General features: G+C 37.2%; 12 protein-coding genes. 5 read left to right on the forward strand and 7 right to left on the reverse strand.

All coding sequences use genetic code 11. The annotated features are described in order from the left end of the window. Positions 1-407: 407 nt before the first annotated feature. Complete coding sequence (locus tag ALGA_RS07955) at positions 408-1,526, forward strand: hypothetical protein (RefSeq protein ID WP_096428820.1); 1,119 nt, start codon at positions 408-410, stop codon at positions 1,524-1,526. Positions 1,527-1,599: 73 nt separating this feature from the next. Beyond that, positions 1,600-2,016, forward strand: a complete 417-nt coding sequence (locus ALGA_RS07960) for a septal ring lytic transglycosylase RlpA family protein (RefSeq protein WP_096428821.1) — start codon at positions 1,600-1,602, stop codon at positions 2,014-2,016. A gap of 33 nt (positions 2,017-2,049) precedes the next feature. Here ALGA_RS07960 and ALGA_RS07965 read toward each other — a convergent pair whose 3' ends face one another. The 3 genes from ALGA_RS07965 to ALGA_RS07975 are packed head-to-tail and all read right to left on the reverse strand — an operon-like array spanning position 2,050 to position 5,434. After that, positions 2,050-2,811, reverse strand: a complete 762-nt coding sequence (locus ALGA_RS07965) for a succinate dehydrogenase/fumarate reductase iron-sulfur subunit (RefSeq protein WP_096428822.1) — start codon at positions 2,809-2,811, stop codon at positions 2,050-2,052. 3 nt (positions 2,812-2,814) lie between these two features. Further along, entirely contained in the window at positions 2,815-4,755 is a 1,941-nt protein-coding gene (locus tag ALGA_RS07970) for a fumarate reductase/succinate dehydrogenase flavoprotein subunit (protein WP_096428823.1), read from the reverse strand. A 22-nt stretch (positions 4,756-4,777) separates the two neighbouring features. Continuing rightward, entirely contained in the window at positions 4,778-5,434 is a 657-nt protein-coding gene (locus ALGA_RS07975; RefSeq protein ID WP_096428824.1) for a succinate dehydrogenase cytochrome b subunit, read from the reverse strand. A 445-nt stretch (positions 5,435-5,879) separates the two neighbouring features. On the opposite strand from ALGA_RS07975, the gene ALGA_RS07980 reads away from it, so the two are divergent. Next, positions 5,880-6,671 carry an alpha/beta fold hydrolase gene (locus ALGA_RS07980; protein WP_096428825.1) on the forward strand — a complete coding sequence of 264 codons (792 nt, stop codon included), beginning with the start codon at positions 5,880-5,882 and terminating at the stop codon, positions 6,669-6,671. Between the two features lie 615 nt (positions 6,672-7,286). Here ALGA_RS07980 and ALGA_RS07990 read toward each other — a convergent pair. The 4 genes from ALGA_RS07990 to ALGA_RS08005 form a co-directional block, all read right to left on the reverse strand. Further along, complete coding sequence (locus ALGA_RS07990) at positions 7,287-9,023, reverse strand: bifunctional metallophosphatase/5'-nucleotidase (protein ID WP_096428827.1); 1,737 nt, start codon at positions 9,021-9,023, stop codon at positions 7,287-7,289. A 122-nt stretch (positions 9,024-9,145) separates the two neighbouring features. Further along, on the reverse strand, positions 9,146-10,051 hold the full coding sequence (locus tag ALGA_RS07995; RefSeq protein ID WP_096428828.1) for a periplasmic heavy metal sensor: 906 nt from the start codon (positions 10,049-10,051) through the stop codon (positions 9,146-9,148). 178 nt (positions 10,052-10,229) lie between these two features. Further along, positions 10,230-11,834, reverse strand: a complete 1,605-nt coding sequence (locus ALGA_RS08000) for a S41 family peptidase (RefSeq protein WP_096428829.1) — start codon at positions 11,832-11,834, stop codon at positions 10,230-10,232. Between the two features lie 16 nt (positions 11,835-11,850). After that, the gene (locus ALGA_RS08005) at positions 11,851-12,300 is read right to left on the reverse strand and encodes a dCMP deaminase family protein (RefSeq protein ID WP_197705722.1); all 450 of its coding nucleotides are present in this window, start codon (positions 12,298-12,300) and stop codon (positions 11,851-11,853) included. A gap of 525 nt (positions 12,301-12,825) precedes the next feature. Between ALGA_RS08005 and ALGA_RS08010 the strand changes: the two genes are divergently transcribed. Both ALGA_RS08010 and ALGA_RS08015 read left to right on the forward strand, forming a co-directional pair. Then, positions 12,826-14,760, forward strand: a complete 1,935-nt coding sequence (locus ALGA_RS08010) for a gliding motility-associated C-terminal domain-containing protein (protein ID WP_162845406.1) — start codon at positions 12,826-12,828, stop codon at positions 14,758-14,760. 35 nt (positions 14,761-14,795) lie between these two features. After that, positions 14,796-16,373, forward strand: coding sequence for a PorP/SprF family type IX secretion system membrane protein (locus ALGA_RS08015; protein ID WP_096428831.1), 1,578 nt, complete (start codon positions 14,796-14,798; stop codon positions 16,371-16,373). The last annotated feature ends 46 nt before the right edge of the window (positions 16,374-16,419 follow it).

Below are 16,419 nucleotides of genomic sequence, written 5' to 3' on the forward strand. Positions count from 1 at the left end.
CTGACTTGAAACTTAAATAGATCTGTTTTTTTTTTGCAAGGAAGCTCAGCTAATAGAATTAAACGGGACTCATTTCTCTGGAAATGTGCCTAAAATCATTTTTTCGGAGCGTATTTTTTTGTTTTCCCCTACTCCTTGTGTAGACTTATTCTACACAACGGTCCACAATGCTCCACAAAAAGAAGTCCTTTTTTTCTTGCGAATAGTTTCACTCCGCTAGCCACATGATTTATTAAGCCCTCTTTTACAGCGATTTACATTACCTGTGATTAAATTCACATGCCTAATAAAGTCGATTGGTATCCTATTTGCAAGAATAACTAAAGTTAATTTTAAAACAATATTTTGCAGCCGAGGTAAATAAGCTGCAATCTAATTTTGAAACTTTATAATTTAATTTTTTTGATATGAAACGAAACATTGTTGCCGTTGGCGTATTGTTATTTTTTTCTGCTGTTCTTTTTAGCTGTTCAGAAAGTTCAGACAATAATCCAGAGAAAGATCTTTCTTTAGAACAATCGTTGAAAGAGAAGACCGCAAGTTTAAGTACTGCTGTGAATGAAATTACAAGTTCTAAAGGATTTGAGATCGTTACTATGAACGATCCAACTACCAAAACTGGTGTTGAAGGAGAAGACGATACTCGATTCTCAGCCAGTATCACTCTTGATGATGTAAAAGGTGTTTATGAATACAGTCCTGCTATACCTGCTGCAACTACCGAAACAAAAGTGGGCTACTGGATGATGAATATGTTTTCAAAAACAGGAGAAAGCGAAGAATTCATTGTTAAATTGCCTAAAGAAAAAGCCGGTAATCCTTGGAAATTGTACATGACTGAAGATACTGACAGCACATTGGTAAATGATTTTGTAATTACTACAACCGAGTACAACTACTCTTTCTCTATGGATGAAGATTTCCAGTTTAACAACTTGGTAAATTCAGCCATTACTGTTGAAGGTGAAGATGCTGGAGAACTATACATGAATTGGAATATTACTGCAAACCAGAATTTCAATTACGAATCGAAGTTTTCATTTCCCGATGATTATTCTGTTGGTGTTGAGTTTAAAATGGGCGATAACATTCAGTATGCTTACAACCTAAAAAATGGTGAAGATGTTCTTTTTAAAGAAGAGATGGAATTCGCTAAAGGCGATAGTGTAAATCAAGCTTCTTACGAATATAAATTGGCTGTTGGAGTTATCGAGATTGTTAAGAATTCAAATAGTGATTCTTATGTGGTGTACCGCGATGGTACAATGGAAGAAGGTGCTGTTATTGAGGTAATCAATAATAACGGATCTTCTACCGAAGCTGATTTTGCATTTTGTAGAAAAGGACTCGATTTAAAAATCACTTTTGCTGATGAATCTGTAGTTGTTCTTTCGGAACTATTAGGACAAGATACTCTTGACAAAATGGCCGAAATATTCAGCTCGATGTACGACATGTATTTTGTAAATCATGTAGTTAATAAAGTTGCTCACGAAGCACATTACATGAATCAGGCAGGAAGCTAATATCTGTTTAAACAATATTTGAATCCGGTCTAACGACCGGATTTTTTTGTCTCAACTCAATAAATTTTCAAATATGATGTTTAGATTGTCTATACTAATTTTCTTCACCCTATTACAATTCAATTTGCAGGCTCAAAAAAAGCAAGCAAGCATCGAAAAAGGGAAAGCCAGCTTCTATGCCGATAGGTTTGAAGGAAAACAAACTGCAAGTGGTGAAATATATCATCACAGAAACTTAACCGCATCGCATAAGAGCCTTCCTTTTGGCACTTGGGTTAAAGTGGTTAATCTGGACAATAAGAAGTCTGTAATCGTTCGTATTAATGATCGTGGGCCATTTACCAGGGGGCGAATCATCGATCTTTCAAAATCGGCAGCAAAAAAAATTGGCAATCTTAATAAAGGAGTATTTTCTGTTTCTGTTAAAGTTTATAAAAAAGACAAAAAAACCACTCGCAAAATGAGAAGAAAAAAAGAGCGTCACCCTTAGGTAACGCTCTCTATATTTGGATTACAGTCTAAATTAATCCTTAATTTTTGCTACTAAGAACTCACGGTTCAAACGAGCAATGTTTCCAATAGAAATTCCCTTAGGACATTCTACTTCACAAGCTCCGGTATTGGTACAGTTACCAAATCCCATTTCGTCCATTTTTGCAACCATGCTTTTTGCACGACGAGCAGCTTCAACTTTCCCTTGAGGAAGTTTTGCAAGGTGAGACACCTTAGCTGAAACGAACAACATTGCCGATGAGTTTTTACAAGTTGCAACACAAGCACCACAACCAATACAAGCTGCAGCATCCATTGCTTCCTCAGCATCATCCTGAGAAATTAGGATTGCATTACCATCAGGTACACCACCAGTGTTTACCGAGATGTATCCACCTGCCTGAAGAATTTTCTCAAATGCAGTACGATCTACAATTAAATCTTTGATTACTGGAAATGCTCCAGCTCTCCAAGGCTCAATAGTAATAGTTTCTCCTTCGGAGAACATACGCATGTGCAACTGACAAGTAGTGATATCATCATCTGGTCCATGAGCACGTCCGTTGATGAACAAGCTACACATTCCACAGATACCTTCTCTACAGTCATGATCGAATGCAATTGGTTCTGTACCTCCGTTAATCAACTCCTCATTCAAGATGTCAAGCATCTCTAAAAATGAAGTTCCTGTTGATATATTATTGATTTTGTAAGTCTCGAACTTACCTTGGGCTTTAGCGTTCTTCTGACGCCAAACCTTTATCGTTAGTTCCTTTAAAATTTTATCTGCCATAGCTTACTTGTATGAACGTTGAGTTAATTTCACATTCTCGAATACTAATTCTTCCTTGTTTAATTTAGGAGCCTTACCTTCGCCCTGGTATTCCCAAGCCGAAACATATGCAAAGTTCTCATCATCACGTTTAGCTTCACCATCTTCAGTAGTTGATTCCTCACGATAGTGACCACCACAAGATTCTTTACGATCCAAAGCATCGTAAGCCATTAATTCACCTAAATCAAGGAAATCTTCAACACGACCCGCTTTTTCCAATTCAATATTCATTGCATCGTAATCACCAGGAATACGAAGATCTTTATAGAAATCTTTACGAATTGCTTGAATCTCTTTGATCGCTAGTTTTAGCCCCTCTTCATTACGAGCCATTCCAATGTTTTCCCACATCACATTACCCAAACGCTTGTGAAAAGAATCTACGGTCTTAGTCCCTTTTATATTGTATAAACGAGTCATACGATCGGTAACTGCCTTTTCTTTCTTCACAAACTCCTGATGATTTACATCGATACGTGGAACCTGTATCTCATCAGCAAGATAATCACCAATTGTATAAGGCAATACGAAATATCCATCAGCCAAACCTTGCATCAAAGCAGAAGCACCTAAACGGTTCGCTCCGTGATCAGAAAAGTTAGCTTCACCAATTGCGTATAAACCAGGAACGTTAGTCATCAAGTTATAATCAACCCAAATACCACCCATTGTATAGTGAATAGCAGGGTAAATTTGCATTGGTAATTCATAAGGATTTGCTGCTGTAATTTTCTCATACATCTGAAACAAGTTACCATAACGAGCTTCAATAACATCCTTACCCAATCTTTCGATAGAATATTTAAAATCAAGATAAACTGCTTTACCTGTTTCGTTTACACCGAAACCTTCATCACATCTTTCTTTTGCTGCACGAGATGCAACGTCACGAGGAACCAAGTTACCATATGATGGGTATCTTCTTTCCAAGTAGAAATCACGATCTTCTTCAGCAATATCATTCGCTGTGATTTGACCTTTTTGCAATTTAACTGCATCTTCTTTTTTCTTTGGAGTCCAAACACGACCATCATTACGCAATGATTCCGACATTAAAGTCAGTTTCGATTGTTGTTCGCCATGAATTGGAATACAGGTTGGGTGAATTTGCACGTAGCAAGGATTCGCGAAACAAGCACCGTTTTTGTAGGCTTGCCAAGCAGCTCCAGCGTTACATCCCATAGCATTTGTCGACAAGAAGAATACATTACTGTATCCACCAGTTGCAAGTACTACAGCATGAGCACTGTGACGTTCGATCTCACCAGTAACCAAGTTACGAGTAATGATACCACGAGCTTTTCCTTCGATAATTACGATATCCAATAACTCGCTACGTTCGTGCATTTCAATTTTTCCTTGTCCGATCATACGATTCATAGAAGCGTAACAACCTAACAACAACTGCTGTCCGGTTTGACCACGAGCATAGAAAGTACGACTTACCAACACACCACCGAATGAACGGTTAGATAATGTTCCGCCATACTCACGTGCAAAAGGGACACCTTGAGCAACACATTGGTCAATGATCTCTCCACTTACCTCAGACAAACGATGAACGTTAGCTTCACGTGCGCGGTAATCACCACCTTTAACTGTATCGTAAAATAAACGATGAACTGAATCGTTATCGTTCTGATAATTTTTTGCAGCGTTAATACCCCCCTGAGCAGCAATAGAGTGAGCTCTACGACCTGAATCCTGATAGCAAAATGCTTTTACGTTGTACCCCATCTCTGCCATAGAAGCGGCAGCAGATCCACCGGCCAATCCGGTTCCTACAACGATAATATCTAATTTTCTCTTATTCGCAGGACTAACCACCTTAATGGCAGCTTTATGGCTTGACCACTTTTCAGCTATTGGTCCGGCTGGAATTTTTGAATTTAATACTGTCATAACCGTTTTTTATTAGTAGCAATTAAGCAAAAAAGTGTAAATACAAAGGAATGATTGTGAATCCGGCAGCAACAAAAATTGCATAGATGTAACCAACTTTTTCCAATCTTGATCTCCATAACTTATTACTTAAACCAACTGACTGAAAAGCTGACCAAAATCCATGAGCCAAGTGCAGTCCTAACAAAATAGCACCTACAATATAAAGTCCGGTATAAACCAGTCCCAAAGAGCCATTCGTAAATAGATTTTTCACCAACTGATAATCATCATGAACATTTCCTTCGATCTGAATAGGAATAAAGAAATGCAGTAAGTGCATTGCGATGAAAACCAAAACAAGACCACCCAAAACAAACATGTTTCGAGACGACCAGGTACTGCTTTCTCCCAAATTTTGAGAAGCATACTTCTGTGGACGGGCTTTCATGTTTTGAATGGTTAAAATTATCGCATAAATAATATGGATAATAAAACCACCAGCCAATACAGGCTGTAAACCAAAACGAATAACCGGGATAGACATGAAATGTGCTCCGGCATTAAACAGCTCACCTGTGCTGTCAAACATCAAAAAGGAGTTCAATATCAGATGTACTAAAATAAATAGTACAAGAAAAAGCCCTGATAAACTCATTATCAACTTCTTCCCAATAGATGAACTTAAAAAACTGCTCATAAGTTTAAAGATTTAATTAGACTGTTTTTTATAAACTTTACTATATTAATTCGCAAATGTAAATGCTCCTTATTGACGAAACGATATTTAGGAACATGTATAAATTATTTAGACTGATTCTACACCGAATCAAGTTCTTAATCTTACTGGATATTTACCAATTTAAATCTAGGTATAATTCTAATTTAAAATCAATTACAGAATAAATTCCTTATTTACTTTCCCCTAAAGTCCGCAAGTTATCAAATATTTGTATGTTATAGAACAAGGTTTTGAGATATTGTTTTAATTTAGAATCAACAAATTGTATCGAAGCTTAAATTTTAGCTGTAAAACACACTTATATTTACAGTATGGCTAAAAACCGAACTGAAATTTCTGTTTGGAACCCCAAACCCCTAAAGTGGACTTAAACAAAAGAATTTAAAATATACTTTCAAAAAACATGGATCAATTTTTACAATTTAAAAACTACAACTTACGATACAGAGATCAGGGAAAAGGAAATACCGTTCTATTATTGCATGGATATTTAGAGTCTCTGGAAACATTCCAATCCTTTGCTACTGACCTTTCCAGATTAGCGCGTGTAATTACTCTTGATTTACCTGGCCACGGATTATCCGACTTAAAAGTGAAATCGTGCAGCGTGGAAGAGATGGCTGAAGCTGTGAATAACTTAGCTCTGCATCTGCAACTCAAAAAGATCAATATCATTGGTCACTCGATGGGTGGCTACGTGGCTTTGGCTTTCGCCGATAAATTTAAAGATCAGCTTGAAAGTTTCTGCCTGTTTCATTCCTCGCCAAATGCGGATACGGAAGAAAAAAAGACTAATCGAAAAAAAGAAATTGAGCTTGTAATAAAAGGCAAAAAAGAACGTATTTGTAAGGCCAGCATCCCAAATACGTTTTCGAATAAGAACCTGGATAAATTTGCCCATGAAATTGAGCGGATAACTGAAATTGCATGTAAAACTTCCGATCATGGAATGATTGCCGCATTGGAAGCCATGATAAACCGACCAGACCGGAATCATATATTAAAGGCTCTGGACATGCCCAAAGTAAGCATTATGGGCAAGGAAGATAATTTTATTCCTTTGAAAGTCGCCGGAGAAATTGCCAGGGAAAATGGGTTGACACCTTTTGTACTGCAAACATCTGGCCACATGGGCTTTATTGAACAACGACAGGAATGTTTGCGGGAGGTGTTTCGGATTATTTATGAGTGCTAGGAATTGACGGTGATTGCACTGAAAGATATGGTTAAACTTGATCCATAAAAATTTAACCACAAAGGATACACAAAGTATTTTCACGAAGAACACAAAGTATCTTAAGTTTAAGTTGACTCAATCATTTGGTCTTTAAAATTAAGTAATAATCTGTCAAACTATTTCAGGATAAGACAGTAACATCCTGAATGATAGCACCCCGGACAACAGGAGGTTATTCCCGGACAAGGGTGAGTATCTCCCGGACAAGAAAAAGAGCTTCACGGACACAAACCAGGGTTTCCCGGACAAGGGGTGAGTCTTTCCCGGACAGGAAGTAAGGCTTCAGGGACAGACCTCAGATCTTCCCGGACAGAAATCCAGAACTCCCTTTGGGTCAGGAAATAGTCAAGTGTGGTAGTAAAGCATTAATAAAGGGGAATCGAACAGATTCCTCCAACGGCGAACCAATATCAGGGATTATGTCTGCCCTTATTGAAGATGCTTTTGAAAGTAAATTGGCATGTATCACTAACCAACATACCCTTATTACAAAAAGTAAAAATCTCACAATTGAATCGAAAATTCCTTTGTGAGACTTTGTGTTATCCTTTGAGTTTACTTTGTGGTTTAAATTTATTTTTCCCCATAAAGCAACTCATATTCTCTTTTTGTAGCTTCTGCATGCCATTCTTCCGGTATCACTGTCCAGTTGTTATTGCTCTGAATATCAACAATTCCTTCTTCTTCAATCCACTTCATTAAATAGTAACGTAAATCTTTGGTGGTTGAGTTTATGATACGAGTTGACAATTCTTTTTTAGTTAGCCCAGCACCTTCGGTTAGGTGATTTCCCCCGCCATTTCCCCTATAGGAATTAAGTGCAACGCGATACATTTTTGCCTCATCGAATGCATCACCATTTGTCATCTTTAAGATACTTACTCTTTCCCCATAAGGCTTTCTCAAATCTACTGTATAATCGATTCCTTCGGCTGAGCTGTAATTAAAGAACATCGTACTTAGCCTACTGCCCTTTTCTGTTGTCTTAATAAACAGCATCGGGTCACTTGATTTTCCCATCTGCTGAAACCAGTCGTTATAACTGAATTCCAAATATCCATGAATCTCTTTTCCTGTTAAACTCATCGTGTATAATAAATTCTCAAATCGATACAATTTAAACAAATCGCGCACCTGAAGTTCTCCCGAATCAATAATCGCATTAAAAGAGAGTGGTGAGGCAAAAGAAATATCGGCATCAGCTAAATCCAATTGTATGTTATGTATTAAATCGATAAAAGGAGAATCGCCAAACATGGCATCTTTTGTCGAAATACTTCTTTTAAAAGTCCCAACCGGACGCGAAACATAACTGCTCACCTCATCAAACAAAGGCTGAAAATGTTCAATATATTCCTTTGATGGTTGCAAATTCTTAACTTCAATCAATTTAGGCTCAAGAATTTTCGTATATCTTTTAGTTGCCTGATCCCATGTGAAATCGACAGTCACTTCTGCTAAAAAATGAGCTCTGCTTTGAGGATTTATCACCAAGACTTTCTCCTTATCCGGATTTTCCACCCAAATAATATTCTCCTGATGATCGTGTCCGCAGATCACCATATCAATACCCGAAACTTTTTCTGCCACAAGCAAAGACGCATTTTCAGGATTTACTTCCGTTTTTTCATGCTCTTCACCTGCTCCGGAATGCAACAAACCAATCACAAAATCTGGGTTCTCCTTCTCTTGAATAATCTTCATCCATTTCTGAGCCGATTCAATCATAGGTTCAAAATGCATTCCCGACCATATTTTTTCAGGCAACCATTTCGGAATGGCTGGAGTAATCAGACCTAAAACAACAATCTTAACACCTTTTTTCTCAATTACCGAATAAGGCTGAAAGTAAGGCTTTCCATCGGAGTTACGAACTGCATTTGCAGCCATCCAGGGAAATTGAAATTCTGTAACCAATTTATCGTACACCTCATGACCGGGTTCAATATCATGATTCCCAACCGTTGCAGCATCGTACTGCATAAAATTCATTATTTCGGCACATATATGTTTTGTCTCGGGTTTTTCAAAATTCGAATAGTAAACCAAAGGATCTCCCTGAAGAATATCACCATTATCAAGCAAAACAACTTCAGCATCCCCTTTTTTCCGCTCCTGATCAACGTAAGAATAAACCTGTGCCAAAGAAGAAGAAGTTTCTCTTTCTTCAACCAAATCATACTGAAACAGTGCCCCGTGAACATCCGAGGTCCCAAAGACTTTTAGTGTAACATGATCTGCCTTCGGAACTGCACACGAGCAGATTACAATTACTGCAACACAAAGTATATATATATAATTTCTTTTCATCTTTCTTTTTTTAAAGGGCTGATAAGATACTACTAAAATAAATACGGATATACTTAAAAATCTATTTCACAAAAAAAAAGGGCTCCAAATTATTTGGAAGCCCTATCACTAATGTATAAAAACTAATTGTTAAAATGCCTGTGTCCTTTTCCATTGCCGAAACCACGTCCCATTCCCGAATGACTTAAAAAAAGAGTTAATTGATCTTCTGTAAGTATCTTACGCATCTCCATTTTTTGATCAACTTTCATTTTGTCCAATTTATTCTGAATTCCAGATAAGCGATCAACATTTTCCATGATCAACTTCTTATCAATGTTTTCAGAAGTCATCAGGTGTTCTTGCTTTAGCTGCAATTCTTCCGCCTCATCTCTTAAACTTTTTGACTCTTTCATATGAGCAGTGCGAAATTCTTTCATTTGTCCCTTCTGTTCATCCGAAAAATTCATCCAATTGTTATTTTGTCGGCCTTGCTTCATTCCCTTGGCACCGGAACCTTTTCCGTTCCCATTTCCATTTCCAAATCTTTGCCCTTGTGCCATACCACCTTTATCGCACACAGCATCTCTATTCATTCGACCTTGTCCTTTTGTCATCCGGTCTTTTCCACCCTGTCTCATTCCCTTGTTTCTCGCTGGGCGATTTGCCATCATCACTTTCTGATCATCAGTAAGAACTGATTTTACATCCAATTTCATGGCAATCTGTTCTTTTCTTAGTTGACTTTTTAAAGCCGATGCTTTGTCAATATTAGAATAAATAGCCTTGAGATCGGGCTTCTCGGCCGACATCAATGTCTTTTGGTGAGCACGTAACTCGTTCAATTCATTTTTCAAATCCTTGGTTGCTTTGGCAAATTCAATTTTAGATTCTTTTATTTGCTCTTTTTGCTGATCGCTAAACTCGATCCCTTTTGGACAATCCTTTTTAGAACGCATATTTCTTTGTGCCTGCAAATCTGGAGCTCCCATACAAATCATTAAACCTGCAACTCCAATTACTGCGACCTTTGTCTTTATATTTTTCATGTTTTTTAATTTTGTAGTTCTAATTCATTTATAAGAACATTACATTCTCTTCGGTACTTTTTGTAAATCGATTACGGATTTTAGACTTCATCTTTTTAAAAAGGTTTAATTCATATTTTCACAAATAGAAAAAGACCCGCCAAATGCGAGTCTTTTCCTAAAATATTTTAAGCTGAAATTACTTAAACAATCCTTCTGCTTCCAGTAATGTTCTGTCCAGATCTTTAATGATTGGGTAAAACCCTTCATCGTCAATCGCGTCTCTTGCAATATATGCCTTCAACTGAATTTCAATTACATTTAAAGACTGAGCCAAACCATGAGAGTCAGGCTTTACTCCTTTATCTTTGGCATAAGCAACCAATTCTTTTACAATAGGCTGATGATTAATAAATGCAAGCACCGACTTGTAATCTTTCAATTCCAGCATTTCTTTGCGATGATCATCAACAAAAGAGAAGGCATACTGATAGATGACACCTTTACCTCTTAATTCTCTATAATAATCTGAATAACCTGAAGTATCAACGGGAATAAACACATCGGGCATAATTCCACCACCACCATAAACAATATTGCCCCCAGGTGTTACATATTTTAAGGAATCATTAAAATGAATTGAGTCTCTCTTTTCAAATTCCCCATTCAAAAAACGATGATTCAGATCATTGTAATAATCTTCTTTCCCATTCGCGTATGATTTCTGAATACATCTGCCTGTTGGAGTGTAATATCTGGCAACAGTTAATCTCAGTGCCGATCCATCAGGAAGACGTCTCTGCTCCTGCACCAATCCTTTACCAAATGATCTGCGACCAACAATTTTACCTCTGTCGTTATCTTGAATCGCACCAGCAAAAATTTCACTAGCCGAAGCAGAAGCCTCATCAATTAAAACCATTATCGGAAGATCCTTAAACTGTCCTTTTCCATTTGACATGTAATCCGTTTTAGGCTGAGATTTCCCATGCGTGTAAACAATCATTTTACCTTCATGCAAAAATTCATTGATCATATTTGTAGCCTCGGAAAGATATCCGCCAGTATTACCTCTTAAATCCACAATTAATTGCTTCATCCCTAAGTCCGATAATTTTTGAAGACCTTCGGAAAATTCGAAATAAGTTGTTGCCGCAAATCGACTTACCTTAATGTATCCTGTTGTATCGGAAATCATATAGGCAACATCAACACTAGCCACAGGAATAGATCCTCTTAGCAGCTCCTTATCTATGATCGCCTTTTCGCCTCTGCGATAAATTCCAATTTTCACCGGAGTTCCTTTGGGCCCTTTTAAACGATCAATAATATCGCTATCAGTCATTTTTACCCCGGCAACAAGTGAATCATCAACCATAACGATTCTATCACCCGCCTTTATACCGGCAATTTCTGATGGCCCACCAGGAATAACTTTTACAATTGCAACAGTGTCCTGATACCTAATAAATTGAACTCCAATTCCTCCAAAATTCCCTTTCAAATCTTCGTTTACACGTTGTAGATCTTTGGCTGGAATATATACGGTATGCGGATCCAAATCTTTCAATATAGCCGGAATGGCCTTTTCAACCAGGTCCACGGAAGATACTGTATCTACATAATCTTCCTCAATCATATCCAATACGATATCCAATTTATTACCTGAATTCTGCAATTGAAAAATTCCAGGATCAACACCTGTTCCTTTTTGAAAAACCGAGTTCAACATCATCCCCAACACCACGGCACAAGCCAAAAGTATTGGAAATAATACTGTATTTTTACTATTCTTAATTCCCATGGAAAATATTTTATATCTATTCTATTATATTTACATACTTCACTTCAATCCCTGCTCTTTCCAACAATTCCTTCCCTTCAGTACTATGATACTCTTCCGAATAAACAACCCGAACGATACCCGCCTGAATAATTAGTTTTGCGCACTCGATACAAGGTGTAGCCGTTACATAGAGCGTGGCATTTTCACTGCTATTGCTTGATTTTGCAACTTTGGTAATTGCATTGGCCTCTGCATGTAGCACGTAAGGTTTCGTTTTGAAGTTTTCATCCTCACAAACATTCTCGAAGCCAGAAGGTGTTCCGTTGTAGCCATCCGAAATGATCATCTGATTTTTCACAATTAATGCACCAACCTGCCTTCTTACACAGTAAGAATTTTCAGCCCAAATCAACGCCATTCTTACATATCGTCTATCTAATTTATCTTGCTTTAGGTCTAAGTCCAACGGTTTCGCATTTTGCATACAAACTCTCTTATTTAAAATGGTTCAAACAAATGTATAAAAATATATTGGGAGAACTCCTCTTGCTCAGCACAGAATCAAGTAAATTTGGCAACACTCCCCTGACATTGAAAATACAAGCTTTCATGGCCAAATAGAAGCCGTTGGTCAAAATCCACACATACACCCAGAACTAGCTCCCAAAGTCCACTAAACCAGTACACTAACACCTAATCAAGAGCTGTTAACAATTTTAAAACATCAACAATATATAGAATTACATGCATTTCCTATAGATTTTCAGTCAGATAAAGATACGTACTGAAAACCAAGTATTTCTATTCATTTTATCAAGATATCAAAAAGCGAACAATTGAATTGTTAATATTTATTAAAAGAACATATTTTGCATCACCCAATTTCAAAACGAACAAAACTACAAATACAACAGAGGAATACTGTAATCCACACAAATAAATGAGCCAGATTTACGAACAACATAGATATATATTACTTATAATCTGCGTCTTACTGATCATCACTCCCATGTCGGGATATTCAGAACTCATCAGCAATCAAAATGTATTAACAGCTATTCCCAACAATTCGCAAACAGTTACCATCGATAAAGAGATAATTTGCGAGGGAGAACTTACTCAAATTCATGTAACACCAACTGAAATTGGGGTAAACTACCAACTCCAATCAGAAGAAACAACTATTGGAATTCCTCAAGCTGGAAATGGTTCTGAGATCCACTTTACCATTACGCCAAGCAAATCAACCAACTATCAAATAGTTGCCACCGATGATTCAACTTTAGAAAGCACTACTTTATCGCAAACTACAAGTATTGAAGTGATAAGCGCACCCATCAATGACATCGCGGTTAGCATATCCGAAAAGCAAATTTGCATTGGGGAAAATACTACTATTTCTTTAAGCACAAGCGAAACGGGTGTTAGCTACCAGTTGTACGACAAAACATCTATGCAAGGAGATTGCATTCAAGGAACCAATTCCGCCATTTCTTTTCCTGAATTCTCTCCTTTTCGCTCTGTACCTTATCACATCGTTGCAACCAATAACATTTGCGCTTCGACCTCCACACTTAACCAAACTGCCATGGTTTTAGTTGGTCTCTCACCAGAAGATCATTTACACCCAACCATCGATAAGCACACTATTTGTAAAAACGAGGAGGTTGTAATTTCGTTAACACCTACGGATCCAACGGTTAGCTACCAACTATATGATGGAGACACTCCTATTGGTGCACCTTTATATGGTAATAGTGAAGACTTGAATTTTGAACCAACCACTCCCATAGCATCAACAACCTACAGAATTGAGGCTCTGGGGAACAAATGTTTAAACCCGGTAGATATTAGATATACGGTAAATATTGATGTACACAATCCTCCTCAAACGAATCGTGAACTTCTTGTCGATCGTGAGAAAATTTGCATTGGAGAAGAAGCAATCCTGTCTATTAAAAATAGTGAAAATGGCATTTTTTATCAACTACATGATGGAAGTAATTTTCTGGAACCAAACATCATTGGCAATGGAAACACGATTGATTTCCCATCCATTGCTCCATTAAAACGTTCACAATATCAGGTTTATGCACATGAAACTGTTTGCATAGATAAAATAAGCTTAAACAACAGTCAACAAATAGACATATTTGATATTCAACCTTTATCACTAGAAAATTTCGTTACCCCATCAGAAATTTGCTTAGGAGAACTTGTGGATATTGAACTTCCAACTTCAATTACAGGAATTGAATATATTTTACATGATGGAAATGAAGAGATTGGCAGCATAACAAGTTCGGGAAAAGCTGTTGTTTTTGAGAAAATTCTGCCCAGCGAACAATCCAGTTACAAAATAACAATTGGCAATTGTGTAGATGAATTTATTGGCTCAAAACCAGAAATTGTGGTTCATAGAAATCCAAAATTACAAATTCTTAGCAAAGATGCACGATACGGGAATGATGGACAGCTCACAATTAGCACTTCCGATGGAACAGCTCCTTACAAATACATTATTGATCCCGGAGAAACCTATTCAACCGAAGCTGAGTTATTGGAATTAAATAATTTAGCGATTGGGACTTACCAAATACTTCTTGTTGATGGAAATTATTGCCGGTCATCGGATGCTGGTCAACTGGTAGAAATACATCTGGAAGATGGCAAAAAAGTCATTGTAGGTAATGCACTTACACCTAACGGAGATGGGATAAATGACGAATGGCTTATTCAATTCGAGCCTGATTTAACGGCACCCGAAGTATTTATTTTCAACATTTACGGACAAGAAATTTATCATTCTAAATCTTACCAAAACAATTGGAAAGGAAGTTATAATGGATCGGTTTTGGCCAATGGTGCCTACTACTATTTAATTGATTTTGAATCGGAAGCAATAAAACCAATTAGAGGTACATTATCAATTCTTGGCAATTAGTAAACGAATATATCCTTGTAAAAAGAAAACTGTTTATGAGAACCCAAGTAAAGCTTATAACACTAATTATTATCCTACTAGCCATTGCTGATTTTTCTGCAAAAGCTCAACAAGTGCCTTTACTTGATCAGTACTACATCAATCCTGTTGTGTACAATCCTGCAGCTTCAGGAGCAAATGGATTGTTCAATTCCTACCTTATTCGAAATCAAAAATTCATGGGCTTTGACGGTGGTCAGGTAACCCATGTATTTACAGCTGATGCAGCATTAAAGGATGGTAAATATGGCGTAGGCCTTAATCTCACCAGCGATGGTGTGGGGATTTTTAATAATACCCAAGCTTTACTCAGCTATGCATATCGCTTAAAATTTGCAGACAATCACAATCTCCGATTTGGTATCTCTGCCGGAGTTTCAGATTTCCGAATGGATATGTCTGGAATTGTAGCAAATTCGAATGACCCTTACTTACTAAACAACAACATTAAAAGCACCAAGTTTATTGCTAATTTGGGTGTTTACTACAGCTACAATAAACTACTACTTGGAATCACTGTTCCTCAACTACTCAACAATTCCATATCAGAATCAACAGACGAAAAACAAAGCTCGTACAAATTAAACAGACAGTTACTGATAACAGGCGGATATAAATTCCCGCTTAAAGCGGTTAAAAACCTTAGCATATCTCCATTCCTGCTGCTTAGATACGCCAATAACACGCCAATTCAATACGATGTTAATGTTATTGCTGATTTAAAAAATAAAGGCTGGTTTGCTGTCAACTATCGTGATGAATTCTCGGTAGGTCTTAACTTGGGCGTAAGAGTTCTTAAAAATTTCACGATTGGATATTCTTATGATATTGGCATTCAAAATTCTGGCAGATACTCATCCAACAATCATGAATTCTTACTTGGATACAACCTGCCCTTATCTTCAGACAAAAAACCCAATCGGATTCTAAACAATGATAGCAATATATTAAAAACCTTACTGGCCGAGAAATACAGAAAGATTGATTATTTAAGAAAGGCATTGGAAGAAATGGAAAAGAGGGACAAACAGTTAGACCAAGACAGAGATGGAGTGGCTGACGATATTGATCAATGTCCTAATACTCCTTCCTACTACATTGTTGATGAAACTGGTTGCCCAGTAGATTCTGACGAAGATGGAATCGTGGACAGTGAAGATCTTTGTCCGGAAATACCAGGAAGTTTTGAAAACAAAGGATGCCCGGAACAAAAAGAGGAGAAAATTGAAATGGAGACACATTTGGAAAATATATATTTCTCCTTTAGTAATTTTACAATTACCCAATATTCAAGAAAAAAACTTGCTGTACTAATTACCATCCTGCAAAAGAACAAGCACTACACACTTAAAATGCATGGACATACCGATGATATTGGTTCCAATAGATCAAATGTAGAATTGGCCTACAAACGCCTTTTAACAGTCAAGAACTATTTGGTACTAAACGGTATTCCCGACAATCAAATAATCGTGGTTCCTCATGGTGAAAGTTTACCAATTGTGGCAAATACCGACAGCAAGAGTCGTGCAAATAACCGAAGAGTTTCTTTTGAAATATTCAATTATCAATAACACGATACTTTACACCACAATAAAAGCCCTGTTATTTTACATCAAC

It is taken from the genome of Labilibaculum antarcticum, assembly GCF_002356295.1.
Taxonomy (GTDB): domain Bacteria; phylum Bacteroidota; class Bacteroidia; order Bacteroidales; family Marinifilaceae; genus Labilibaculum; species Labilibaculum antarcticum.

Excerpts from the sequence above, each read along its gene's own strand:
- ALGA_RS07955 (WP_096428820.1), top strand. The coding sequence starts at position 408 with ATGAAACGAAACATTGTTGCCGTTGGCGTATTGTTATTTTTTTCTGCT.
- ALGA_RS07960 (WP_096428821.1), top strand. The coding sequence starts at position 1,600 with ATGATGTTTAGATTGTCTATACTAATTTTCTTCACCCTATTACAATTC.
- ALGA_RS07965 (WP_096428822.1), bottom strand. The coding sequence starts at position 2,811 with ATGGCAGATAAAATTTTAAAGGAACTAACGATAAAGGTTTGGCGTCAG.
- ALGA_RS07970 (WP_096428823.1), bottom strand. The coding sequence starts at position 4,755 with ATGACAGTATTAAATTCAAAAATTCCAGCCGGACCAATAGCTGAAAAG.
- ALGA_RS07975 (WP_096428824.1), bottom strand. The coding sequence starts at position 5,434 with ATGAGCAGTTTTTTAAGTTCATCTATTGGGAAGAAGTTGATAATGAGT.
- ALGA_RS07980 (WP_096428825.1), top strand. The coding sequence starts at position 5,880 with ATGGATCAATTTTTACAATTTAAAAACTACAACTTACGATACAGAGAT.
- ALGA_RS07990 (WP_096428827.1), bottom strand. The coding sequence starts at position 9,023 with ATGAAAAGAAATTATATATATATACTTTGTGTTGCAGTAATTGTAATC.
- ALGA_RS07995 (WP_096428828.1), bottom strand. The coding sequence starts at position 10,051 with ATGAAAAATATAAAGACAAAGGTCGCAGTAATTGGAGTTGCAGGTTTA.
- ALGA_RS08000 (WP_096428829.1), bottom strand. The coding sequence starts at position 11,834 with ATGGGAATTAAGAATAGTAAAAATACAGTATTATTTCCAATACTTTTG.
- ALGA_RS08005 (WP_197705722.1), bottom strand. The coding sequence starts at position 12,300 with ATGCAAAATGCGAAACCGTTGGACTTAGACCTAAAGCAAGATAAATTA.
- ALGA_RS08010 (WP_162845406.1), top strand. The coding sequence starts at position 12,826 with ATGTCGGGATATTCAGAACTCATCAGCAATCAAAATGTATTAACAGCT.
- ALGA_RS08015 (WP_096428831.1), top strand. The coding sequence starts at position 14,796 with ATGAGAACCCAAGTAAAGCTTATAACACTAATTATTATCCTACTAGCC.